Source organism: Psychrobacter sp. CCUG 69069 (assembly GCF_021023115.1).
Classification (GTDB): Bacteria; Pseudomonadota; Gammaproteobacteria; order Pseudomonadales; family Moraxellaceae; genus Psychrobacter; species Psychrobacter namhaensis.
Genome location: NZ_QQAI01000003.1, coordinates 11,890 through 36,512 on the forward strand (window position 1 = coordinate 11,890; position 24,623 = coordinate 36,512).

17 protein-coding genes are annotated in these 24,623 nt (G+C 44.5%); 10 read left to right on the forward strand and 7 right to left on the reverse strand.

What is annotated here, in order from left to right; translation table 11 throughout:
* Nucleotides 1-103: 103 nt before the first annotated feature.
* The 7 genes from lepA to pdxJ all read left to right on the forward strand — a co-directional run bounded on the left by lepA (nt 104) and on the right by pdxJ (nt 7,408).
* A complete protein-coding gene (gene lepA, locus DVY93_RS03155; protein WP_193006259.1) occupies nt 104-1,903 on the forward strand; it encodes a translation elongation factor 4 in 1,800 nt (599 codons plus the stop codon).
* Nucleotides 1,904-2,006: 103 nt separating this feature from the next.
* On the forward strand, nt 2,007-2,909 hold the full coding sequence (gene lepB / locus DVY93_RS03160) for a signal peptidase I (RefSeq protein ID WP_230709021.1): 903 nt from the start codon (nt 2,007-2,009) through the stop codon (nt 2,907-2,909).
* Nucleotides 2,910-3,037: 128 nt separating this feature from the next.
* A complete protein-coding gene (locus DVY93_RS03165) occupies nt 3,038-3,430 on the forward strand; it encodes a DUF4845 domain-containing protein (protein ID WP_226949496.1) in 393 nt (130 codons plus the stop codon).
* Between the two features lie 91 nt (nt 3,431-3,521).
* On the forward strand, nt 3,522-4,316 hold the full coding sequence (gene rnc, locus DVY93_RS03170; RefSeq protein ID WP_193006261.1) for a ribonuclease III: 795 nt from the start codon (nt 3,522-3,524) through the stop codon (nt 4,314-4,316).
* Between the two features lie 379 nt (nt 4,317-4,695).
* Nucleotides 4,696-5,661 (forward strand): GTPase Era, encoded by a 966-nt coding sequence (era, locus tag DVY93_RS03175; RefSeq protein ID WP_226949498.1) that lies wholly within the window; start codon nt 4,696-4,698, stop codon nt 5,659-5,661.
* Between the two features lie 61 nt (nt 5,662-5,722).
* Nucleotides 5,723-6,520: a DNA repair protein RecO gene (gene recO / locus DVY93_RS03180; protein ID WP_230709024.1), complete on the forward strand. Its 798-nt coding sequence runs from the start codon at nt 5,723-5,725 to the stop codon at nt 6,518-6,520.
* A gap of 108 nt (nt 6,521-6,628) precedes the next feature.
* A complete protein-coding gene (gene pdxJ, locus DVY93_RS03185) occupies nt 6,629-7,408 on the forward strand; it encodes a pyridoxine 5'-phosphate synthase (RefSeq protein ID WP_230709026.1) in 780 nt (259 codons plus the stop codon).
* 22 nt (nt 7,409-7,430) lie between these two features.
* Here the strand turns inward: pdxJ and DVY93_RS03190 are convergent, their stop codons facing one another.
* On the reverse strand, nt 7,431-8,159 hold the full coding sequence (locus DVY93_RS03190; RefSeq protein ID WP_230709028.1) for a GspH/FimT family pseudopilin: 729 nt from the start codon (nt 8,157-8,159) through the stop codon (nt 7,431-7,433).
* 584 nt (nt 8,160-8,743) lie between these two features.
* Here DVY93_RS03190 and DVY93_RS03195 point away from each other — a divergent pair.
* Nucleotides 8,744-9,928: an OmpA family protein gene (locus DVY93_RS03195; protein ID WP_230709030.1), complete on the forward strand. Its 1,185-nt coding sequence runs from the start codon at nt 8,744-8,746 to the stop codon at nt 9,926-9,928.
* A gap of 353 nt (nt 9,929-10,281) precedes the next feature.
* Entirely contained in the window at nt 10,282-12,132 is a 1,851-nt protein-coding gene (typA, locus tag DVY93_RS03200; RefSeq protein ID WP_193006266.1) for a translational GTPase TypA, read from the forward strand.
* Nucleotides 12,133-12,264: 132 nt separating this feature from the next.
* Here the strand turns inward: typA and DVY93_RS03205 are convergent, their stop codons facing one another.
* The 6 genes from DVY93_RS03205 to cysM form a co-directional block, all read right to left on the reverse strand.
* Complete coding sequence (locus DVY93_RS03205; protein ID WP_230709032.1) at nt 12,265-12,705, reverse strand: hypothetical protein; 441 nt, start codon at nt 12,703-12,705, stop codon at nt 12,265-12,267.
* 430 nt (nt 12,706-13,135) lie between these two features.
* Nucleotides 13,136-14,077: a bifunctional DNA-formamidopyrimidine glycosylase/DNA-(apurinic or apyrimidinic site) lyase gene (gene mutM / locus DVY93_RS03210; protein ID WP_230709035.1), complete on the reverse strand. Its 942-nt coding sequence runs from the start codon at nt 14,075-14,077 to the stop codon at nt 13,136-13,138.
* 53 nt (nt 14,078-14,130) lie between these two features.
* Complete coding sequence (locus DVY93_RS03215; RefSeq protein ID WP_230709038.1) at nt 14,131-16,683, reverse strand: RelA/SpoT family protein; 2,553 nt, start codon at nt 16,681-16,683, stop codon at nt 14,131-14,133.
* Between the two features lie 382 nt (nt 16,684-17,065).
* On the reverse strand, nt 17,066-18,607 hold the full coding sequence (gene rlmD / locus DVY93_RS03220) for a 23S rRNA (uracil(1939)-C(5))-methyltransferase RlmD (RefSeq protein ID WP_230709053.1): 1,542 nt from the start codon (nt 18,605-18,607) through the stop codon (nt 17,066-17,068).
* 82 nt (nt 18,608-18,689) lie between these two features.
* Nucleotides 18,690-19,514 (reverse strand): 3'-5' exonuclease, encoded by an 825-nt coding sequence (locus DVY93_RS03225; RefSeq protein WP_193004664.1) that lies wholly within the window; start codon nt 19,512-19,514, stop codon nt 18,690-18,692.
* 151 nt (nt 19,515-19,665) lie between these two features.
* The gene (cysM, locus tag DVY93_RS03230) at nt 19,666-20,619 is read right to left on the reverse strand and encodes a cysteine synthase CysM (RefSeq protein WP_198334266.1); all 954 of its coding nucleotides are present in this window, start codon (nt 20,617-20,619) and stop codon (nt 19,666-19,668) included.
* A 442-nt stretch (nt 20,620-21,061) separates the two neighbouring features.
* Here cysM and DVY93_RS03235 point away from each other — a divergent pair, with 442 nt between their 5' ends.
* Nucleotides 21,062-24,565 carry a hybrid sensor histidine kinase/response regulator gene (locus DVY93_RS03235; RefSeq protein ID WP_230709063.1) on the forward strand — a complete coding sequence of 1,168 codons (3,504 nt, stop codon included), beginning with the start codon at nt 21,062-21,064 and terminating at the stop codon, nt 24,563-24,565.
* Nucleotides 24,566-24,623 lie beyond the last annotated feature (58 nt).

Genomic DNA, 24,623 nt, shown 5'->3' on the forward strand with positions numbered 1-24,623 from the left:
AAATCCCCTCACTGCTAATAAAATCGCCTTACTTTATAGTGGAAAACTGCTAGAATAGCCTTTAGTTTTATTATTCTATCACCCTTAATTTAGTAGGCGCTTTGTGACTGCATTAGCCAATATTCGTAACTTTTCAATCATTGCCCACATTGATCATGGCAAGTCGACGCTTGCTGATCGTTTTATTCAAATGTGCGGTGCCTTGCAAGATCGTGAGATGCAGGCGCAAGTACTTGACTCCATGGATATTGAGCGTGAGCGCGGTATCACTATCAAAGCGCAGTCGGTCACTTTATTTTATGATCATCCTAATGGTGAGCGTTATCAGCTGAACTTTATCGATACCCCAGGACACGTCGATTTCTCTTATGAAGTGTCGCGCTCATTAGCCGCTTGTGAAGGCGCACTTTTGGTCGTTGATGCCGCGCAAGGCGTAGAAGCGCAGTCTGTGGCCAACTGCTATACGGCTGTTGATCAGGGTCTAGAGGTCATGGCGGTGTTAAATAAGATCGATTTGCCACAAGTCGAGCCTGAGCGTGTTATTCAAGAAATTGAAGACATCATTGGGATTGACGCGGTTGATGCGCCGCGAGTCTCTGCCAAGTCGGGTTTGGGCGTTGATAAGCTGTTAGAAGCGCTGGTCGAGTTTATTCCAGCACCAACGGGTGACCGCGACGCGCCACTACAAGCGCTAATTATTGATTCATGGTTTGATAGTTATCTAGGCGTGGTCTCTTTAGTACGCGTGCGCCAAGGAACGGTAAAAAAAGGCGATAAGATTTATATCAAATCGACCGGCGATGCCCATCCAGTCAGCTCTATCGGTGTGTTTACCCCAAAGCCCTTAGACACGGGTATTTTAGAAGCAGGTGAAGTAGGCTTTGTTATCGCTGGTATCAAAGACATTGCTGGCGCACCAGTTGGTGATACCATTACTCATTCCAAAACGCCTGATGTCGAGCGTATTCCTGGCTTTAAACAGATTACCCCGCAAGTCTATGCAGGTATGTTCCCAGTAGATGCCAATGACTTCGAAAAATTCCGTGAAGCACTACAGAAATTACAGATTAACGATGCTTCGTTATTTTTTGAACCGGATACCTCTGATGCGTTGGGCTTTGGCTTTCGCTGTGGCTTCTTAGGTATGCTGCATATGGAGATTATCCAAGAGCGCTTAGAGCGCGAATATGACTTGGATTTAATCACCACCGCACCCTCAGTGATCTATGAGATTGAAAAGAAAGACGGCGAAGTGATTTATGTGGATAATCCGTCGAGATTGCCTGAGCCTAATAATATCGAAGAGTTCCGCGAGCCGATTGCCCGTTGTCAGATTTTGGTGCCGCAAGACTACTTGGGCAATGTCATGACCTTGTGTATCGAGCGTCGCGGTGTACAAGTAGACATGCGCTTTATGGGCAAGCAAGTCCAAGTGATCTTTGATGTTCCGATGGGTGAAGTGGTCATGGACTTCTTTGACCGTCTAAAGTCGGTCTCTCGTGGGTTTGCCTCACTAGATTATAACTTTGAGCGTTATCAAGTTGATAAACTGGTCAAAGTAGATGTCTTGATCAATGGCGATAAAGTGGATGCGCTAGCGATGATTGTGCACCAAGACCAAGCGCGTTTCCGTGGCAATCAGCTAGTGACCAAGATGAAAGAGTTGATTCCGCGTCAGATGTTCGATGTCGCCATTCAAGCAGCGATTGGTAGCCAGATTATTGGTCGTAGTACGGTCAAAGCCATGCGCAAAGATGTTTTAGCCAAGTGTTATGGTGGCGATGTCTCACGTAAGAAAAAGCTGTTGTCTAAGCAAAAAGCGGGCAAGAAACGTATGAAGCAAGTGGGGAACGTAGAAATCCCGCAAGAAGCCTTCTTAGCGGTGTTACAAGTGGATAGTTAGTATTTGTCTCTATCTTATTTGATTTTTGCACATAATACGTCAAGTGTGGTTGGTCTTATCGTCAAAGCTGTGAGATAAGCCGCTCGTTAATAGGCAATTTGGTATGGATTTTGATTTTAATTTAATTTTAGTGCCGTTGACTATAGGCTTAGGGATTGTTTGGCTATTAGATAAGTTGGCGCTCAAACAGCGTAAAACTCGCGGCCGTGGTCATGAAAGTTTACTGGTACGCTGGGCTTATGACTTTTTCCCCGTACTGGCCGTCGTATTAATAGTGCGCTCGTTTTTGATTGAGCCTTTTAATATTCCTTCATCTTCTATGGTACCGACTTTATATACTGGCGACTTTATTGCGGTTAATAAGTACGCCTATGGCGTGCGACTACCGCTGACGTATAATAAGGTTTTGGATACGGGCGAACCTGAACATGGTGATGTAGCCGTATTCCGTTATCCTGAAAATCCGAGTATTTATTATATCAAGCGTGTGATTGGCTTGCCTGGCGATACTGTCAGCTATGATCAAGGCACACTGGCGATCAATGATGTGCCAGTTGAGACTAAACCGGTAACTTTTGCGGCAAATACTGAATTGACCTCACAGCTTTATTTACCAGGTCAAATTGGTCCAGGTCAAGTGCTTACAGAAGAAAGCGCTGCCGCGCTGGGGCAGCAAGAAGAGAAAGAAGCGAGGTACTTTGAAGAGACGCAAGGTGACAACAAGCATCTGGTGCGCTATTTAGATGGTATGAATAGCTCGCAGTACGCGCCGTTTTTACAACAGCAATCGCCAGAAGTGGTGAGTTCAGAAGGGACGAGTTGGCGCATTCGTGTGCCAGAAGGCCAGTATTTTGTCATGGGTGACAACCGTGATCGCAGTGCCGATGGCCGTTTCTGGGGCTTTGTGCCTGATGATAATTTAGCTGGTAAGGCGGTATATATTTGGATGCATAAACCACCTGGGCTAAATTTACCAACCTTTACCCGTAATGGTACGATTGATTAAGTGTATAAGAAGCTCTATTGGTTGAGTTAACGATAATAATTTTGTGCTAATATTGTTGCTGTTTAATCAGCGATTACCTAGCACCTAGGTATCCAAAAACAGTCATTTACCAGTAGAGAGAGACTATAATGCAGCAATTATCTGGTTTGTCCACGCAGCGTGGTGCTAGTGTGACGAGCATCGTTTTAATCATTATCGTTTTGGGTATTGCTGCCAAATTAATCATTGCTATCGTACCGGCTCAGATTGGCGATTATCAATTGAGCAAGACCTTAAGCGCCCAGCTTAAAGAGTCAAATAAAAACAATGAGACGGCCAAGCAGTTCGTTGAACGGGTCAATAAACAGTTATCTATCAATGGTGACTATGACACCAAGGCAGAAGACGTCTTTACTTTTACTGATAAAAAAACGGGACAATTGGCGATTCATAAAGAGTACGCCGTCACCAATACCTTTTTTGGCAATGTTGATATCGTCAATCGTTTTGAAGGTGACATCGAGATGGCAGCAGCAGAATAACGAAAGAGAGCGTTCATTTTTTTCGTAACCAACCACTAACTACGATTACTTATTAAACCAGTAAAACAGAAGGGATAACCATAAGCCTCGCATGAAACCAACTTCGCAGCACTCCCAAGCGGTTCCTACTTCCCAAAAAAATAGCACGTCTGTCGATACGCTTGTTAGCGCAGAATTTATTCAGCGTTTAACGGTATTAACACGCAAATTAGGCTATGTGTTTAATGATGTGAGTCTCCCAAAACTTGCATTGACACACCGCTCATTTGATAGCAAAAAAAACTATGAGCGCTTAGAGTTTTTGGGAGATGCGCTTTTAGGGATGATTGTGGGTGAAGCTTTATACCATCGTTATCCTAGCCAAAATGAAGGGCGGCTCACTCGCATGCGCGCGACTTTGGTGCGTCAGGAGTCATTGGTTATTATTGCCCAAAACCTCGAGCTTTCTAATCACCTCATATTGGGGATAGGGGAACGCAAGGGCGGTGGTCGCAATCGTGCCTCTATATTGGCGGACGCTGTGGAGTCGTTAATCGGAGCGATCTATTTAGACAGCCAAGATATGGAAATTACGCGTCACTGTGTGCTCTCATGGTACGGGGATTTAATTGATAGCGTGAATGATCAAAAAGCATTAAAAGATGCCAAGAGTCGACTGCAAGAATGGCTACAATCTAAGCAGTTTGATTTGCCCCATTATGAGCTGATGGAAACGCGTGGTAACGCGCCGCATCAAATTTTTGTCGTACGTTGCCATGTTAATATCAATAACTGCCCTGACATTACTGAATCTGGTGAGAGCCGCCGCATCGCCGAACAAAAAGCGGCAGAGCTTATGATCAATCAATTACACAAACTGCCAGGTTCAGCCAAAAAGCGCTCTTAATGGGTATGAATTTGGCGGCAAACCTCACTTTACATTTACGATATCTTTCTAAGTGGTTTTTACTTTAGTAAGCACTTATTCTATTTATATTAAATGTTACTTATTTTAAAACCTCAAATATTTCCCAGCCGATAACGATGTCATTTTTTTAGTGCGGATATACCCAATCCACTATGAAGTGCCGTTTGGCTGGTTATAAACTCTACAGGATTAACCTATGAGCAATCGTACTGATGTGCCATCAAATAATGAAGACAGTACCAACGATATGATCAACAACACAGAGACGCATCCAAACCAAGATGACGCGACTCTAACGAATGCTGCTCTAACGAATAAGAGTATCGATCAGTCAGAAGATATATCGCTAGAAAATGACATGGCAATTGAAGAGTTCTTTGCCCCAAGCGGTCATACGCGTATGGCTGATGATTTTAAGTCTGGCTATGTTGCCATTGTTGGGCGACCAAACGTTGGCAAGTCGACTTTGATGAATCACTTACTGGGTCAAAAGCTATCTATCACTTCACGTAAACCGCAAACGACTCGTCATCGTATCCATGGTATTTTGTCAAACCATGAGATGCAGGCTGTGTTTGTTGATACACCTGGTATCCACCGTAATGAAGTGCGAGCTATTAATGAGCGCATGAATAAAGCCGCCGTATCAGCCCTAGTAGACGTGGATTTGGTGTTGTTCGTTGTCGACTCAGATCAGTGGCGTGATGATGATTTACTAACGTTACAAAAGCTTGGCGATACTGACTTAACCGTGGTGCTGGTGATTAATAAATCAGATACCTTAAAAGATAAAGGCAGCGTATTGCCGCTGATTGAGACCTTTAACGACAGTTTTGACTTTGCCGATATCGTGCCAGTATCTGCGTTAAAAAACCAAAACCTCGATCGCCTGCAAGAGGTGATTGCGTCTCATCTACCAGTTGCGGCACCTATCTACGATACCGAACAGATCACTGATCGCTCAGAGCGTTTCTTGGCCAGTGAGATCATCCGCGAAAAAATCATGCGTAGTGCGGGTGATGAAGTGCCCTATGATTTAACGGTACAGATTGATGCGTTCAAGGATGAGCCTGCCCACACTGATCCAAAAACAGGTCGTCCACGTAAGGCCTGTACGTTTATTGACGCGACTATTTACGTCGAACGCAGTGGTCAAAAAGCCATCGTCATTGGTGATAAAGGCCAGCGTATTAAACAAGTCGGGATGGACGCGCGTAAAGATATGGAACAACTTTTCGATAAAAAAATCATGCTAACACTATGGGTGAAAGTGAAGCGCGGCTGGTCTGATGACGAACGTGCGTTGACCAGTCTGGGATACTGATAGTGATTGAATAACCGCCTTTTTACAATCGTGTAAAGGCTCGGTGCTGAGGTAATAAAAAATGCGTAATGAAGCGTTAGTCGGTTATTTATTACATCAGCGCCCCTACCAAGAAAAGCGTGCCTTGTATTATCTTTTTTCTCAGCAGCATGGTGTGATACATGGCGTGGGAAAAAAGGGCGCACCACTGTTTATGCCTTTACAGCTCTTTGCTACGGGTCAACGTGATTTAAAGACTTTTAGCCAAATTGGTGTCGCATCACAAACGACTACCCAGACAGATGAGACGCAAAAAGACAGTGGGCCTAACACGTTAGGGGCGGTATTAAGCGCTAGGCCTTATGAAAATATTACCGGTCAGCAGCAGTACTCAGCGTTGTATTTGAACGAAATATTATGGCGCCTGTTACCCACTGAAGACCCAATGCCAGTATTGTGGCAGCATTATGAGAACAGTTTACGCCAACTTAGACAGCCTTTAAGCGCCAATGAGTTACGGTTGTGTTTGCGGCAGTTTGAGCATCATTTATTTAACGAGCTGGGTTTTACGCTCACGCTCACGCTCACGCATGACAGTGCCGAGGATGTTGTCGTCCCTGATTGCTGTTATCGTTTTTTGCCTGACGTGGGCTTAGTACCTGTCTTTCAGAATAATAGACAGTCTGAGCATTTAGAGAGTGCTACTGGACAAACGGTTCTGATGGGTACTGACATTATCCAGATGGCAAAATTGGGCATTACTGAAGCCACGCTAAATCACTGGTCAAAACTACATCGACAGCTGATTGATCATTTGCTTGAGTATCAACCACTACAAAGTCGTTTGTTATGGCAGCAGCAGCAGCGTTATCAACAGTAAAGAGAATATTTGCTGAGTAGCACCGCTGTTAAATTAAGGTCATGTGAAATAGTACCTTTTTATCATTACATATAAGTCAACTGAGTATCGTTATCAAAAGGATTTCTTATGACCCTCTCTGCGTTATCTCTATCGGAAAAGACCTCACGAAAACCTTTATTAGGGGTGAATATTGACCATGTAGCCACTTTGCGTCAAGCACGCGGGGTCAACTATCCCAGCCCTTTGGATGCTGCTTTACTCTGTGAGCAGGCAGGTGCAGACGGCATCACCATACACTTACGCGAAGATCGCCGTCATATTCAAGATTCAGATGTGTATGAGATAGCGGCGCAGTTGACCACCAGAATGAATCTAGAGATGGCGGCAACCAATGAGATGCTGGCAATTGCTAATAAAGTAAAACCATCTTGGGTGTGCTTAGTCCCTGAAAAGCGTGCAGAGCTGACCACAGAAGGCGGGCTTGATGTGGCAGGGCAGGTGACTTGGTTAACAGAATATATTAGCCAGTTACAAGCTGCAGGCAGTAAAGTTTCTTTATTTATTGATCCCGAAGAAACACAAATTGCTGCCGCCGTAGATTGCGGCGCAGATGCTATTGAGTTGCACACAGGCGCTTATGCAGAGGCCGGCTTAGCAGGCAACATAGACGTGCAAGACGCTGAGCTAAAACGAATCAAACAAGCCGTCGTCACTGCCCAACGTATCAATAATAAACTTTTAATTAACGCCGGTCATGGTCTGACACGTGATAATGTTAGGGCTATTGCGCAAATTGAAGGCATTTATGAGTTAAACATCGGTCATGCGCTTATCGCCGATGCTATATTCGTGGGGATCGAGCAAGCGGTCATTATGATGAAAAGTGCGATGCACAAAGATAGCTAAAATATAATACGTGCCAATCTTACTATTTATCACATTGCGTGGGATGGTTTTCGTTAAGTTTTTGCTTAATCTTGCCCGATTGACTAAAGGATATTAAATACATTGCGTTATTATAAGCCACAGTTGGACAGTATTTGATATGACCGAAGTGCCCTCTAGGGGCACCGCTATCACCCCAAAATTTGATGTAGTGACGCCTGCCTCCTACGCGCAAACTTAGCTTCGCGTATTTAGGGTTCAAGGCGCTTTGCCTTATTAAAAAATCTGTTTGAGCATCAAAATTTTTATTGTCGTTTTTGTCTACAAACAATAAAAGAGTCTTATCGCTGTCTCTGTGGCAGCGCCCACCTGCGTTAGACAGACAAACAATGATATTCTGTCTTCTGATATAACTCTCCGTTTTTGCCAAGGTAAGTGAGTTTTCTACCTGATTTTCAATACGTTTGGCTTCCATACGCGCTAACTGTGTACGAATAGCGGGAGCTGCAATCGTCATTATAATCGCCAATACCGCTACGGTGACAATCAGCTCAACCAAGGTAAAACCTTGCTTTCCTTTATACCTATAAGCGCTCATGTCTACTGAGAGAATTTGGCTCACTGTAAAATGATAGCGAAAGGCCGTATAGAGCTGAGTCCTACATTGCCAAAGTCTGTGACGAACCAAACCACTCTTACCTAAAGTTAATATGAGTAAGATAGAGGTAGAGAGTTTTCTATCACTTAACGATGTCTTATCAAGCGGGGTCATAAGGTTTTATTACCTATGAGAAGGAGTTTGGTGCCATACAGTAGAGCAAGCTCATTTTTTAGCGTTGTCTCTCTAGTTATCTTTTCATCTAAACATTTTTAAATAGACTTGTAAGGACATAGCAAGGTGTAGATCTAAAGAAAAAACAATTAGGCTATAGGGTGAAATAATGTTGACTTATATAATATAAACAGAATATATGTCTACTGTCAAAAAATGTTTCAATTAGTGAAGGAAAGGTTTTAGTAATAGAGAAAAATTACTAACTATATTAAAATAAGCGCAGACAATAGATAGTGTTAAGTCTGCTATCTCTTGTGAACTGGCATACAAAAGATAAAAAGCGTAAGGTGTGTTAGTTCTAGGTAACTTCAGCAGGTTATTGTGTTTTAGTTACAACATTATCGTGTAATAATGTGTAGCTCGTTAACGAAAAAAGTTGTAAACTGAATTGATAATCGCTAAGCTACTTCTTAATTGGTTTTGCTTTGTAACTTAAAATGCGTAAAAGATATCTACTTTAGAATGTCTTGAAAATCGGTTTTGCTTCACGCATCACTAAAATTATCCTTTGGAGGAAGTCCATGAAATTGAATAAAATTGCTCTAGCTTTGGTTGCCGTAACGGCTGCTCCTTTAGCAGCGAATGCTGGCGTTACTATTAGCCCACTATTGTTAGGTTATCATTACAGTGAAGGTGCTGATGATGATCAAGCTGAATTACTAGAAAATTACAATGGCCAAGGCGATAGTTACTATAAAGAAGATGGTTTGTATACTGGTGCTGCACTAGGTATCGAGCTAACACCTTCTACTCAGTTCCAAGTGGAGTATGGTGTATCAAACACTGATGCTATTGACCAGAATGGCTCTGATTCTTTTGATGCTGAACAAGAAATGATTTCTGGTAATTTCTTAGTTGGTACTGAAGAGTTTACTGGTTATACTGACAACGCGCTTAAGCCATATGTATTGGTTGGTGCTGGTCAGTCTAAAATTGAAATCGAAGATGCGGCTGGTGATAAAGTTAGTGGCACTAAAGATACTATCGGTAACCTAGGTCTAGGTGCTATGTATCGCATCAACGACGCGCTAAGCCTACGTGGTGAAGCTCGTGCGATCCATAACTTTGATAACAACTGGTGGGAAGGCATGGCTTTGGCCGGTCTAGAAGTTGTACTGGGTGGCCATTTAGCGCCTACGGTCGCAGTACCACCAATGCAAGAGCCAGTAGTTGACACTACGCCAGTAGTGGTTGTTGAGTCTGATCTTGATTCTGACGGTGATGGCGTACCTGATAGCATCGATGCATGCCCAGGCACTCCAATGAATGTGGTTGTTGATGAGCGCGGTTGCCCAGTACCAGTAGATATTACTGATGAGCTGAAAATGGAACTACGTGTGTTCTTTGATAACGACAAATCAGCTATCAAAAACCAGTACAAGCCTGAAATCGCTAAAGTAGCAGAGAAGATGCGCGAGTATCCTAACTCTACCGCACGTATCGAAGGTCATGCTTCTAAAACTGGTCCTTCAGCACGTTACAACCAACGTCTGTCTGAAGCTCGTGCCGTTGCCGTTAAATCTATGCTAACTAACGAATTCGGTATTGCTCCAAACCGTCTATCAACAGTTGGTTATGGTTATGACAACCCAATCGCGCCAAACGACACTGAAGAAGGCCGTGCTATGAACCGTCGTGTTTATGCCATCATCACTGGTGACAAAACAATGACTGTTGAACAAACTAAAGACATGGTTGTTCAGTAAGTAATAGCCAATTGGTTATGTAGTCAAACATGAAGTTACAAAAAAAGCTGCCCATTGGGTGGCTTTTTTTATTTATGTATTGATATAAGCAAGTTATTACATAAATTTATGAAGCAATAATGTTATACTAGCTGCCCAAACATTCTGTAAATTGACAGAATGTACTTTAGCATAGCTATCTGTATGATGAATTAATCAGTGTAGATACTTGATTATATTGAAGTTGTTTGATTAACTGCCCTATTGTGCCGTTGTCAAATTTAGGTATTCAACGTCTAACTGATTTATGATAAAAGTTTATCCAGCGGCGCTTACTGCTACTGCATTTTTTTAAGACGAAACGAGCATTTTATATGGCGAACGATATCAAACACCTGCGTAACATTGCAATTATTGCCCACGTTGACCACGGTAAAACAACTTTGGTTGATAAGTTATTACATCAGTCTGGTACTTTTGGCGACCGTGCAAACATTGCTGAACGTGCAATGGATTCAGGCGATATTGAGCAAGAACGTGGTATTACTATTTTGGCTAAAAACACAGCCATCCGCTGGACAGATCAAACTTCAGAAACTGAATACCGTATCAATATCGTTGATACCCCAGGTCACGCCGATTTCGGTGGTGAAGTTGAGCGTGTTATGTCGATGGTTGACTGCGTACTTCTAGTGGTTGATGCGGTTGATGGTCCAATGCCTCAAACTCGTTTTGTCACGCAAAAAGCATTCGAGCAAGGCCTAAAGCCGATTGTGGTTATTAATAAAATTGACCGTCCGGGCTCACGTCCTGATTGGGTCATGGATCAAATTTTTGATTTGTTTGACAACCTAGGGGCCACAGATGAGCAGTTGGATTTCCCAGTTGTTTATGCCTCAGCGTTGAATGGTATTGCAGGTCTAGAAGCCGATGATTTAGCTGATGACATGACACCACTTTTCAAAACTATTGTCGATGTTGTACAGCCTCCACAGGTTGATGCAGATGCGCCATTCCGTATGCAAATCTCAAGCCTCGACTACAATAGCTTCGTCGGCGTTATTGGTATTGGTCGTATTCAGCGCGGTAAGGTTAAAACCAATACACAAGTTACTGTCATTGATAAGCATGGCAAAACGCGTAATGGTCGTATCCTAAAAATCATGGGCTATCATGGTCTGGATCGTATCGAAGTAGAAGATGCACAAGCGGGCGACATCGTTTGTATCACAGGTATTGATGCGCTTAATATCTCAGATACTATCTGTGATCCTAATCACGTTGAAGCATTACCAGCGCTAACGGTTGATGAGCCAACTGTCTCTATGAACTTCCAAGTCAATAACTCACCTTTTGCTGGTCGTGATGGTAAGTTTGTGACTTCACGTAATATTCGTGAACGTCTTGAGCGTGAGTTGATTCATAACGTGGCGTTGCGTGTAGAAGACACAGAATCTCCTGATAAATTTAAAGTATCAGGTCGCGGTGAGCTTCATTTGTCTGTACTTATTGAAAACATGCGCCGTGAAGGTTTTGAGCTGGGTGTTTCAGGTCCAGAAGTTATTGTCAAAGAAGTTGATGGTAAGCTGCAAGAACCATATGAAAATGTTGTCTTTGATATCGAAGAAGAGCATCAAGGTTCTATCATGGAGCAGGTTGGTCTACGCAAAGGCGAGATGACTAACATGGAGCTGGATGGCAAAGGTCGTATGCGTATTGAGGCTACGATGCCAGCACGTGGTCTGATTGGTTTCCGCTCAGAGTTTTTGACGCTGACTTCAGGTAGTGGCATCATGACGTCAAGCTTCTCACATTACGGTCCGCAAAAGATCGGTGATGTGGGTGGCCGCTCTAACGGTGTATTGGTTTCTATGGCCAATGGTACTTGCCTAGGCTTTGCCCTGTTTAACCTACAAAAACGCGGTAAATTATTTGCTGAGCCACAGCTTGAAGTTTACGAGGGTATGATTGTTGGCCTGAACTCGCGTAACGATGATATGACGGTCAACCCAACGACTGCTAAACAGTTGACCAACGTACGTGCTAGTGGTACTGATGAAGCGTTGACGTTGACGCCAGCTGTCAAGTTCACTCTTGAGCAGGCGCTTGAATTCATTCAAGACGATGAGCTCGTGGAAGTAACGCCAAAAGCCATACGTATCCGCAAACGCTATTTGACCGAAAGTGAGCGTAAGCGTCATGGTCGTAGTAAGAAAGGTGCTTAATAGTTTGGCTTAATAAGAGTCAAGCAACAAAAAAAGGCTAACGCGATGTTAGCCTTTTTTTATTGTCGATTGATAAAGTTGCAGCTTTTAAATCATACGTACCGTTTAAAAACTTCTAAAAGAGCAAACCGCTTATGGAGTGACTACCACATAATCATTGGTGTTAATCAAAATCTCTGATGGTTGGTCAACAACGATACGTACCACATTATCATTAGTGGCTTGTGATTTATAATAATTGTCTTCGGCAACAGTGCAACCTAGACAACGGCCCATCGCATCCCAAGGCTCTACAAATAATTTCTGCTGCGCCTGATCGGCATTACCCCCGATAAGCGAGAAGGGTAGACTGACAAGATAGGCGGCAGTACCAGCAACGGCATTGACCAGTTGTAGCGGCTTACCTACAACCGTATCCACCACCATAGTCTCATACGAAGGACCAAAGTCTGTTTCATCAATTTCTATGGCTGCCAAGGCAGGCTGCGTACTAGCGGCCAATAAACTTAAACTTGCAGCTACAGTAAAAACTTGCTGTTTAACTGAGCGTTGGTTCTTGGCTTTAACCGTCATAACGATGTCCTAAAATTCATAATGGGTATGATTACTGACTGCTGCCGTTGCTATGCACAAACAGTATAAAATAATAGGTAGACTGAATATTACAGGCAACCAAAAAAGCTGCACGACTTATGTAGCTGTTAGCACTATTAAAGCAAGATGTACGTGAATAAGCAACAAAAATGCGTACCATGTAGCGAGCGTAATAAAAAAGGCAGAACGTTTAAACGGAAGTATTTAGTTATTATGGTCAATACTGAATAAAATGGATACACGATACTATGCTGCGCGACTGGTACAAATTTTCTGGCTTGCTGTGCTTAAGCCGACAGAGGCTACAAAAAATTTATTCCAGCCCCGTGTATCTCTTTTATATTAATCTGACTATATAACAGGCTACCCATGTTTAGGGTGCCATAGACATACATTGCTAAAACAGCCTTTAGATGAGTGGTTGACAGTTGGCACAGTAAACACTAGCGCGGCCATTTAGCTTGATGTTCTCAAGTACCGTACTACAATGCGGACAAGTCTCACCTTGCTTGCCGTAAACGTTTAATGTCTGTTGGAAATAACCCGTTTGGCCACTTGCTACCGTGAAGTCTCGTAGGGTTGACCCTCCAAGCGCTATGGCTTTTTGTAAGATTGCCTTAATATGGGCAACCAACACAGTGAGCTGATCGTAAGACAGGTGATGGGCAGGGGTAGCAGGATGGATCCCTGACAGATACAAACTTTCGGTCGCATAAATATTCCCAACCCCAACCACAATTTGTTGTTCCATAATGACAGATTTAATGGGGCGGGTAATGGGCTGTGGTTTCTTTAATTTGGTTTTACGGCCTATTTTATCAGTGTCATCTATATCAGCTGTATTTGTGCGTTGGATGAACTGATATAAATAGTCTGCAGTAAACTCATCCGCCAATGGTTCGGGGCCTAGATGATCTAACAGCTTCGTCCCATAATCCTTATACCATAAAACTGAGCCAAAACGTCTGGGGTCATAATAGTGTAGCTGCGACTTTGTGTTGTCCACATCACTAAACACTATCACCAAATGGTCGTGTTTACGTGTATCAGTACCGTCACTGTGCTGCTGTAAGCTACCTGACATTCCTAAATGCACTAAGAGCTGACGCGGTAATAATGTTCCTGCTTGCGCAGCAGTGCTGTCATCCTTAGGTGCTAATGGCAGAAAGTTCAGTATTAAATACTTCGCTCGACGCTCGACACTGTCTAATGTGTAATGAACCAAGCTATCCAAGTCATCGGGCATAGACCAGCGTAGCTTTGGTTGAAATACTTTTACATCGATGACGCGTTGCCCTAACAATGGTGCAAGGCTTGTCTTAGTGGTTTCTACTTCTGGCAATTCAGGCATGGTGTTTTTATAAGAACTCTATTTTAAATAAATGTAGGGTAAAGCAGGGCTACTTAGGCGACAGCACGCCGTGCATGTAAGATACCGTGCTGTTGCTCCAGTTTGGCGAGGAGTTTAGATAAATGTGCCAATCCTGAAACTTCGATATGAAATTTTAAAAAGGCGATATTATCATCATTGCTCAGTGTCTCAACTTGACGAATATTCACGTTTTCTTTGTCAATAATCTGTGTCAAATCACGCAATAATCCTCGTCTATCATAGGCTTCTACGTGAATATCAACCGGTTGATAGCGGCCAGATTGAACCCGCCAAGCCGCCTCTATTTCGCGCTCAGGGTCACGCTCTATAAGGCGTAAGTACTCAGGGCAACCACGATTGTGGACACTGACACCCCGTGACAAGGTGATATAGCCAGCAATCGGCTCACCGTGCACAGGATGGCAGCAGCCTGCTAAGTTGATTTCAATATTATCCAGACCATCGATACGAATTTTATACGCATCAAGTTTACCTGCGTCTCTGGTATCCGTATTTGGCACAAAACTTTCTGGCGGAATCTCAGGCTCTAGATGTAGTTGCCGAGAAATATGGCTGGTGAGCTGGTTGAGACCAATGTCACCCGTGACCAGTCCAACGATAATATCATCGGTATTATTGACATGAAAATGCTGAGTGTAATCGTTTAAATCAATGCTGTTTGGATGCACTGACAATCGCTCGAGCTCTTTGCTGAGCATTTGACGGCCAATCTCGATATTTTTATCGCGATCTTGCTTGTTAAACCATTGACGCAGTTTCGAGCGCGCGCGGTTGGTATGGATGTAACCGAGTGACGCAACCAGCCAGTCGCGATTGGGCTCGCGTGACGCCTTGGTAATAATTTCAACTTGTTCGCCAGTTTTGAGCTGGTAGGTCAGGGGCACATAGCGCTGATTGACTCGAGCCGCTTGCGCACGATTACCAACTTGCGTATGTACGTAATAGGCAAAATCAAGGACGGTTGCGCCTTTTGGCAATTCGGTAATATCGCCATCACGACTGAAGATATAAATGCGTTCGAGCTCATCAAAATCAACGACTTGCTCTTCTTCATCAAACCCCATGTCATCTATTTCTTCGCCTGTTAGTAACGACGAGCGCGGTTGATTGCGCGTTTCATTATTGATAGATAGGAGCTGACGCAAGGAGCTGATTCTTTGATTAAGATAGTTGTCCTGTTTCTTCTTCAGGCCTTCTTTATAATTGACATGCGCACACATGCCAAGCTCGGCCTCAAAGTGCATTTCATGAGTGCGAATCTGCACTTCAAGTGACTTATTCTCAGCAATAACCGCTGTATGTAGTGAGCGATAACCATTAGATTTGGGGTTAGTGATGTAGTCATCAAACTGCTCGGGAATATAACGCCATAAACCATGTACCAAGCCGAGCACGTGATAACAATCTGAGGGGTTATTGACCAAGACCCGCAGCGCACGAATGTCATAAAGCTGATCAAACGATAAGCCTTTGAGCTTCATTTTTCGGTAGATAGAATAGATGTGCTTCACGCGTCCAGAAACTTCACCCTCGATATTGGCGTCCAGCAGTGCTTCGTTCAGCTTGTCTTGCACGCGTTGAATATAGGACTCACGTTCGCTACGTTTTTCAGACAGTAGTTTGGCAATTTCTTTATAGCGCTGGGGAGCCAGATAACGAAAAGCTAAGTCTTCAAGCTCCCATTTGAGCTGGGCGATGCCCAGTCGATGCGCTAACGGGGCATAAATGGTCATGACTTCGCGTGCGACGCGGCTTTGCCGTTCTTCATTAGAGAAGGTCAACTCACGCATGGCAAAGGTACGTTCAGCCAGCTTGATCAGTACGACGCGTACGTCATTGGTGACAGAAATCAGCATGCTATAGATATTGGATAGCTGATCTCGTTGATTGTTTACAAAGTGGTCTTCTAAGCGTTTGTTACTTTCAATAATCTCAGACAGCTTACCCATGGCTAAGGTGTCTTTGACCAGAGTCGATATATCCGCACCGAAGTTTTTTTCGATATCAGCGACACTAATAATGGACTTACGCGCGCTGCGGTATAGCATAGCCGCGACAAGAGCATCTTCATCTTGATAAAGATAGGTCAGTATGTCCGTCATACCAATACCCGTCACATAAGCACCTGAGCGCTCAGATTCACTGGTATTCATATGACTGCGAATAAACTCACAAGCAGCGCTTAGGTTAGGGACGGACTCTTGGCCGATACGCTTGGCGACATTGTCTAACCAAGTCGGAATGTCAATATTGACCTGATCTAAATCAACCGCCTCCAGCTCTTGTTTTGAGAGTGTATTATTCTCATCTAGAAGCGGGTTGTCAGAATACTCGTTCTCAAGTTTTGGGTCATGACTATGAAAAGCATGTAATGCTGAGCGATCAAAAGTGGTGTGTAGCTTGTGAGTGGATAGCTGGTATTTGATATCGAGGGGGATTTGGGCATAGCTGTTGGCAGACTGATGAGAGCGTTGGCTCGCCACCAGTTGTGCCGCTAGTGCTGCGCTATCGGCTTGCGTGGTCTGTCCATCCACTAGTGGTAATCCTTCACGAATCTTTACCATAGCCGACTCCTCTTAGCTATATTGAGTTAATTATAACCTCATTTACTACGCAAAAACCTCGAAGTGACACTCATAAAGTGTCAGCTACAAACCACTACAACTGCTAAAAATTGTGATTCTTAGCAGCTATAGAATACGCGAAAAATATATAAAGTTATGAGTGCAAACGTTCACTAAGTTTTCATTCAACAAACATAGGAAGATTGTTTGCTATTATCTCATTTTAAGGGGACAAATCAAGCGAGCCTATGTAATGTCTGTTGTGAATCAGGATAAAGAGCCGTCATTTATTAGCCTAGCTTAACCCAATTTTGGTCAAGCATTAGTGGCTATAAACACGGCTATTTATCGTTTTGGCCAGCTTAGATAAAGCAGAAAAGCATTAAACTGCTATTTTTTCAAAGCGAGCAATGGACTCAACATGCCCAGTATGACAGAACATATCCATCACGCCAGCATGAGTCAAACGATAGCCTTGCTCTAACAGTGCTTTGGTATCGCGGGCGAGCGTTGCTGGGTTGCAAGACACATAAACGATGCGGTCTGCATTAAATTTTGGCAAATACTGCATAATCTCCCAAGCACCCGAGCGCGGTGGGTCAATCAGTAGCGCATCAAAGCCTTGGTTGGCCCAAGGTTTGTCCGTACAGTCTTGTGTCAAGTCTTGGCTATAAAACTCTGTATTATTGATGCCATTGCGACGTGCGTTATCAGCGGCGCGTGCCGTCATCGCTTCGCTACCTTCGACCCCAATCACCGAGCCAGTTTCCCCAACGAGGCGCGCTAGGGGCAAGCTGAAATTGCCCAGTCCACTAAACAGATCCAGTACGCGCTCACCTGCTTTTAAATCCAACAAATCACAAGCAAGCTTGGTCATTTGACGGTTGACAGATAAGTTGACTTGGGTAAAGTCAGTCGGAATAAATTCAAATGTCAGATCGTACTCTGGCAATTGATAATACAAGCGTCCAAACTGCTGGCTCATATCGTCAGCGTCCGTCAAGGCGATGCGCTCAATACTATCGACGCCTTTGGACTGTAAATACAGCTGCCAGTGACTCGCTGCAAAAAATGTCTTTAACTTATCAATGTCAGCATCTGATAACGGCGCCAAGTTTCGCACAATCAGGGCAACAGGTTGATCGCCATCGGGTAACTCCGGTATTTGCTCACCCATTGCCAATTCAAGCTGGGCAATTTTGTCACGGCTCTCTAAGGTGCTAATCAGTGTTTTTAGATTTTCAATCTCAAAACCAATACGGGGATCTAAAATATGACACTCATTTAACTCTGCTAAGAAGTTACTTGAGCGCTCACGGAAGCCGACTAGAGCCGTCTCTTTTTTAACGACATAACGTACGCCAAGACGAGCTTTGGTGCGATAACCCAGGCGATCGCCAACGACTGGCTCAAGCCAATGATCAGGCGCTATATTGGCTTGATGTAGGAGCATTTCAGCCAAGACAGACTGTTTAAAATTGATCTGTCCTGCAGGCTCCCAATGCTGCAAATTACAACCACCACAGACCCCAAAGTGCGGGCAGGGCGGTACGGCGCGTTCAGGGTTTGGGTTTGCAGTGATGCTAATAGCGTCCCCTTCTTCAAAGCTGTTGCGCACGTTGGTCAGTCTGACCATCGCACTTTCACCGGGTAATGCAAAGCTCACAAAGACTTTTTTGCCATGCTTGTCCTCGATATGACCGTCCGTTGTCCCAAAGCCGTTACCATATACGGCAACGCCGCGACCATCATGCGATAAGCCATCTACTGTAAAAGGTAATGGTTCCGCGTCTTTTAGCCGACGACGCGTTTTTGATGAGGGTTTAGACTTTTTCTTATTAGGAGGAATGGCAATCGTTTGGGTATCGCTGGCTTTTTGCGTCGCATCAAGCGTTGTAGATGTTTTTGAATCGGTGGGTTGCATAAACCTGCCTTAATGATAAATGATAAATAACTAAAAAATGAAGATGAAAGCCACTAAAAGCCGCTATTTGTCACGCGGTTTTTTATGTGTCGGGCGCAGTTGACCAATCAGTAATGAAGTCTTGATGGCGAGCACGGCCGTCTGCTTGGGTATAGTTGACCAAATAATCATGGCTTTGCTGCTGCCAAGCAGTAAAATCTGCTGAGGACAACTGACCGGTTAAACGCAACCAGCGCAGATAGATCAACCAAGTATTCATGACATCAGACTCACAATATATCGATAGCGTCTGCCAATCACCCTTGCTGACGAGATCGCCAACCATACTGCCATCGACATCCGTTTTACCGGGTAGTCCATACAAACTAGCAACCACATCCATCGCTTCGCGGCGACTGGCACCGTACTGACTAAACCTGTCCATCAAATCAAGATGGCGAGTGTGGAAACGATTGACGTAATTATCAAATCGCATGTTTTTGATACGTTCGCCTTCTTCAAACAACCAGGGGGCTGACAAGTCATACTGCATGGCGCGATATATCAGCACCGGAATATCAAAACCCGAGCCATTCCAGCTGATGAGCTGAGGCAGTGTTTCAATGTCACTAAACGCCCGAAAAAATTTGGCTAGAATGTCTTTTTCGTTAAACTTATCTGCGGTCAACGAAAATAACGATAACTTACCCTCTTTGATATAAAGCGCAGAAATACAAACGATGCGCTGCAATGGTAAGCGCATAAAATCATGGCCAGCCTCTTGCGTACGTATCGCAGTCAATGCACTTAGCGCATCTGCATCATTGAGCGCTGCCAACTGGGGATAGATACGGCGAGCTGCATCAACATCAGCGACAGTCTCAATATCAAAGACTAAGATAGGGTCGGATGGTAGGGCTTGTGGCATAGGTGGTCCTGACTATTTATAAGCTTACAATGAATCCACTATAAAGAGTGACGATGCTAACTGCGCTTGGAGTATGACATGTATGTCTGCACTCGGTTGCTTTGTACGTTTTTTAAGTGGATTCAACAATATTGGGCGGTGTTGTCTGGCGTTAGTTAACGTTTGCACTATTATCGACATTGCTATCATCAACATTGTACAAACCCGTCGACAAGTAACGATCACCGCGATCGCAAACAATAAAAGCGATGACGGCATTCGGGTTTTCTTTAGCAACTTCCATCGCGGCCCATGCGGCTGCCCCGGAAGACACTCCAGCGAAGATACCTTCGGTCTTAGCCAGTTTGCGCATGTAAACTTCCGCAACACTCTGATCGACATCCATAACCTCATCGACCAGATCGGCGTCAAAAATCCCCGGCATATAAGCGGCAGGCCAGCGGCGGATACCAGCGATCGAGGCTTCTTCATCAGGCTGAAGGCCGATAATTTTAATGTCTGGGTTTTTTTCTTTCAGATAACGCGAGACACCCGTAATCGTACCGGTCGTGCCCATTGAGCTGATGAAGTGAGTAATTTTACCGTCCGTTTGTGCCCATAATTCAGGCCCTGTGGTTAGGTAATGGGCTTGGCTGTTATCAGGGTTGTTAAATTGATCTAACACGACACCTTTACCGTCTGCTTGCATTTGCAATGCCAGATCGCGTGCTGCTTCCATGCCCTCATCCACCTCGATTAAGGTTGCACCATAAGCAATCATGGCGTCTTTGCGCTCTTGAGTTGAATTGGTTGGCATCAGTAATGTCATCGGATAGCCACGCATCGCAGCGACCATGGCTAAGGCAATGCCAGTATTGCCGCTGGTGGCTTCAATCAGGGTGTCGCCAGGCTTGATGTCACCGCGCTGTTCTGCTTGATAAATCATATTGAAAGCAGGACGGTCTTTTACAGAGCCAGCTGGATTATTACCTTCAAGCTTGGCCAGTAATGTTGCACCGTTGGTCATTTGCGCTTGCTCAGGTAAGCGTTGCAATTTGACCAATGGTGTCTGACCGACGCAATCGGCAAGGACAGTGACCTGAGTAATAAAGTTAGCGTTTGACATGGCCGTATCGGACATAAGGTATCCTTATTAGGTTCAAAATTGATTTTTAAACAGAGGTTTATTTTTTAAATTTAATGTTGGTTTTTGAATAAAAGCCTTAACCTCGTGACTACCGGTGTAAGCCTGTGATTTAGTGGCCAATTATATTATTGTAGTCACAAGAAAATGGTAAAAAATAAGAAGTTGCGTCATTATATCATTTTGTTTTTGGCTACGCTGAGAGCATCAAGAGATTTTGGTAAATGAGGCGTGTCTAATATCGGCTGGACAGTTAAAATCATACAATCTATAGCGGCAGCCCATTCACTCATTTGCGATGACAGTATCTACCTTTATAAATACTGTTAAAATACCTACAGCCGTTAAGATTTAATGAGTGGCAACCACAACTGACCACTGTCATTTATACACAGTGCAAACCCCAGTAGAGAGTAAAGCTAGCATGGCATACAAAAAACGTTTTGATACCAGTAGTGCGTATGGTCAGCTCATCATCTTGGTGTTTTTGCCCATTTGTGTGTTAGCGGCTGTCGGTGGTATTTTGGTCTTTTATGAAACCATGCGTGCCAGCAACTCAGAGCAAGAAGTGTTGGCCGAAGCGGTACTGATTCGCTATACCCCAGCGATTGCTGAGCTGATTCCTGAATTATTAGAACAGGAGCGTTCGCAAGCAAGCCGTGATGACAATGCAGATAATACCGTGCTCACCAAACTTGAGGGCGTGCAAGATAAATTAGGACGCATGCAATCCGAGCAGCACGTACAGCGCATTGCTATTATTAACGAGAACAATCAAGTACTCGCGGCAGTAGGCTATGGATTAAATGAAGCGTGGCCTTCGATAGATGTAACAGAGAACTTCTTATCGCAAAGACCAACGCCTATTGGTACGGCTTATGGCAGTGTGCTAGGAGAGTTTGAAGGGCAGAGGCTATGGCTGCTCGTCGATATGGACAATGAGCCACTCTATATTGCTCGGTATCGTATTGCCATGGCGCTGGTGATTACGGGGTTGTTTACTATTTTAATTTTGTTGCTAAGTTTAAACATCTATTCAAAACGCTGGATCGCTCCAATCTATGAGCTACGCTTGCAGTTGCAACGCACCCATGTCGATAATCTGTATCAGCCGATTCCGGTTGAGTCCGATGGTGAGCTTAACTTATTACAGCAAGATTTGGTCAAAACGTTGCGCCGCTTGCACAGAAGTTTTCAGGATCTCAAGGATCATGCGGAGCAAACCGAAGATGATTTGCGCCTGGCTTTTGATGAGATGGAGATGCAGAACATCTCTATCCGTAATGCGCGTGATGCGGCAATCTCGACCAGCCAAGCCAAGTCTGCGTTTTTGGCCAATATCAGCCATGAGCTGCGCACGCCGCTAAACAGTATTGATGGCTTTATTAATTTATTGGCCCGTCATGGTGAATTAAACCCTGAACAAGACTTATATGTGCAGACCATCCGCAAATCCTCAGCTCACTTACTCGCACTCGTGAATGATGTTTTGGATTTCTCTAAAATAGAAGCCGGCAAATTGGTACTCGATCGCCATGAGTTTGATCTTTACGACACCATTTACGATGTAGTCGATATGCTGTCCCCAGTGGCTGCGGAAAAAGGTCTACGCATGGCGGTGCTGTTTTATAACGACGTGCCAATGCGCATCAACGGTGATGCCTTGCGCCTCAAACAAGTACTGACCAATATCGTCGGCAATGCCATTAAGTTTACCGACAGCGGCGATGTGGTGGTGCGCGTCAGCTTAGACGATCACCGAGACAATTACTTGATGATCAGTGTGCAAGACAGCGGTAAAGGGATTTCTCTGGCCGATCAAAAGATGCTGTTTCAAAGCTTTAGCCAAGGGGATCCATCCATCACTCGCCAATATGGCGGTACAGGGTTGGGTCTGGTCATCTCTAAGCAATTAACCCGGCTAATGGGTGGTGATATTGGGTTTCATGACAATGCCCAAGAAAATATTGCCAATCAAGGCGCCACTTTTTGGTTTCGCATGCCAGCACATGTCGATGTGTTAGAAGCCGCCACTGGTCAGACGATTGAGCTGCCAGTCTTGGCACCACTTGCCAGTGAGACCGATGAGTTCAACGTGTTGGTTTGGATCAATCACACCGCGTCTATCCAAGTGCTCAAAGCCAGCTTGCAGTACTTACCGATTAAATTGACGCAAGCCAACTCATTGCCAGGGGTGCTTGAGTCCTTAAAAGAGCGTGGCAACTATTGGGATTGGGTCATCGTTGATGATGACACTCAAGACGATATGATGGCGCTCCTCAAACAGATTCGTCTCCATTATCAAGGCAAGCTTGCGGTATTTGGTTATCAAGTGGCCGCCGATCAAGCGCTACTAAACCGTTATCATGCCAATGTACTGTATGAGCCACTAGATAAAAGACAACTCTACGCCATGCTCGATACACAAAACCGCAGCGTGCCAAAAAATCTGCAAGAGCCACGTTGGACAGGCGTGACTGTGCTGGCAGTCGATGACCATTTACCCAACTTACTGGTGCTCGATGCTTTGCTCAGCGAGCTTGGCATTCAGGTGATTACGGCGAGTAGTGGGTTTGATGCCATCGAGATCATCAGTAAACAGCAAACCAAAAACATCAAAACCACGAAAAATGACAAGCAGAGTCTATCGAATAAAACCCAAATCTCTAAAGCTGAAACGCGCGATGAAATAAACAAGAAATCAAACAGCGCACTTTATGAAGAGGCAAGCCTTGACGATAAAGGCGCTAGTCAGGATAAAAACAATATTGACTTAATCTTTATGGACATTCAAATGCCGCGCATGTCAGGGCATGAAGCCGCAAGACAAATTCGCAATATTGAGCACGATGATGGCCGAATCCCCATCATTGCCTTGACCGCTCATGGCTTGGCCGATGAGCGTGACAAGCTTATCGCGAGCGGCATCAATGATTATGTGGGTAAGCCGATTAGCCAGCCTCAGTTACTGCAAGTGCTGCAAAAATGGCTGGGACGCACAACGACCACCCCTCAACTAACGGTGTTGCCTGATTCCAGTCTACATAGCGTTGACTTACAAGCTAATGACGCACCAGAGAATGATTTGCACACTATGGACTTGCAAAATGCAGAGGCTGAAAAGTATTCAAGTTGGCCTGCAGACTCTACCATGATGGCTTATCCACTGGTGAAAGGGGAGGAGAGCAATCGCAGTAGTGCCTCTGATAGGGTAAGTCAGCAAAAAATTACGCGGCCTTTATCATTGAAAAAAATTCGGGATGACTATTTGCGTGATAGTCAGCCTCGTGAGGACTACAGACGAGAAACCCCGCGTGACACTCAGCCGCGCTATGAGAGTTTACGTTTGCAAAATCAGGGAACCATCTCACTCTTAAACCCACCGAAAAACCCTGCAGCCAGTGCTTATAATACGATGACAGCCCATACGGACTCACAAGCATCTGAGCAAGAAAGAAAGGATTTAGGCAGCCATCGTTATGCAAGCAGCGGTAATGTAGGGGGATCTGCTAACGATACTTTAGCCATTTTAGACTGGCAAGATGCGCTTACGCGGTCGGCGAACAAACCTGACCTAGCAGCCAAGCTTATCATTATGATGCTTGATACGATCAACGATGAGAAGCAAGCCCTAACCCAAGCGTGGATCGCGCGTGATCGTAATACACTGGCGCAAATTGCCCATCGTATATTGGGCGGTAGTCGTTATACTGGGGTACCGCAGTTACGTCAGGCCAGTCAAGACTTAGAAGACAAGTGTTTGTTAAATATCCAGCATACCACCCCCGCACAGTTTGCTATGCTCGAGCCTTACTATGAGGCACTGCTAACCGCATTAAACAACTTACAAGCGCTAGATCTGTCCGCCTATCCTCAGCTGAATTATCACCGTTTAAGTGAAAACGATATGACGTGGAAGATGATATAAACGAGATAGTAGGTAAGACAGTGGCTCAAAAGTTAAGGGCTCTTAATCGATTTGCGGA

Bases quoted from the DNA above. Each gene is read 5' to 3' on its own strand.
- typA (WP_193006266.1), top strand. From the start codon at position 10,282: ATGGCGAACGATATCAAACACCTGCGTAACATTGCAATTATTGCCCAC.
- rnc (WP_193006261.1), top strand. From the start codon at position 3,522: ATGAAACCAACTTCGCAGCACTCCCAAGCGGTTCCTACTTCCCAAAAA.
- DVY93_RS03190 (WP_230709028.1), bottom strand. From the start codon at position 8,159: ATGACCCCGCTTGATAAGACATCGTTAAGTGATAGAAAACTCTCTACC.
- DVY93_RS03235 (WP_230709063.1), top strand. From the start codon at position 21,062: ATGGCATACAAAAAACGTTTTGATACCAGTAGTGCGTATGGTCAGCTC.
- recO (WP_230709024.1), top strand. From the start codon at position 5,723: ATGCGTAATGAAGCGTTAGTCGGTTATTTATTACATCAGCGCCCCTAC.
- DVY93_RS03165 (WP_226949496.1), top strand. From the start codon at position 3,038: ATGCAGCAATTATCTGGTTTGTCCACGCAGCGTGGTGCTAGTGTGACG.
- DVY93_RS03205 (WP_230709032.1), bottom strand. From the start codon at position 12,705: ATGACGGTTAAAGCCAAGAACCAACGCTCAGTTAAACAGCAAGTTTTT.
- pdxJ (WP_230709026.1), top strand. From the start codon at position 6,629: ATGACCCTCTCTGCGTTATCTCTATCGGAAAAGACCTCACGAAAACCT.
- cysM (WP_198334266.1), bottom strand. From the start codon at position 20,619: ATGTCAAACGCTAACTTTATTACTCAGGTCACTGTCCTTGCCGATTGC.
- DVY93_RS03195 (WP_230709030.1), top strand. From the start codon at position 8,744: ATGAAATTGAATAAAATTGCTCTAGCTTTGGTTGCCGTAACGGCTGCT.
- mutM (WP_230709035.1), bottom strand. From the start codon at position 14,077: ATGCCTGAATTGCCAGAAGTAGAAACCACTAAGACAAGCCTTGCACCA.
- rlmD (WP_230709053.1), bottom strand. From the start codon at position 18,607: ATGCAACCCACCGATTCAAAAACATCTACAACGCTTGATGCGACGCAA.
- DVY93_RS03215 (WP_230709038.1), bottom strand. From the start codon at position 16,683: ATGGTAAAGATTCGTGAAGGATTACCACTAGTGGATGGACAGACCACG.
- DVY93_RS03225 (WP_193004664.1), bottom strand. From the start codon at position 19,514: ATGCCACAAGCCCTACCATCCGACCCTATCTTAGTCTTTGATATTGAG.
- lepB (WP_230709021.1), top strand. From the start codon at position 2,007: ATGGATTTTGATTTTAATTTAATTTTAGTGCCGTTGACTATAGGCTTA.
- era (WP_226949498.1), top strand. From the start codon at position 4,696: ATGGCAATTGAAGAGTTCTTTGCCCCAAGCGGTCATACGCGTATGGCT.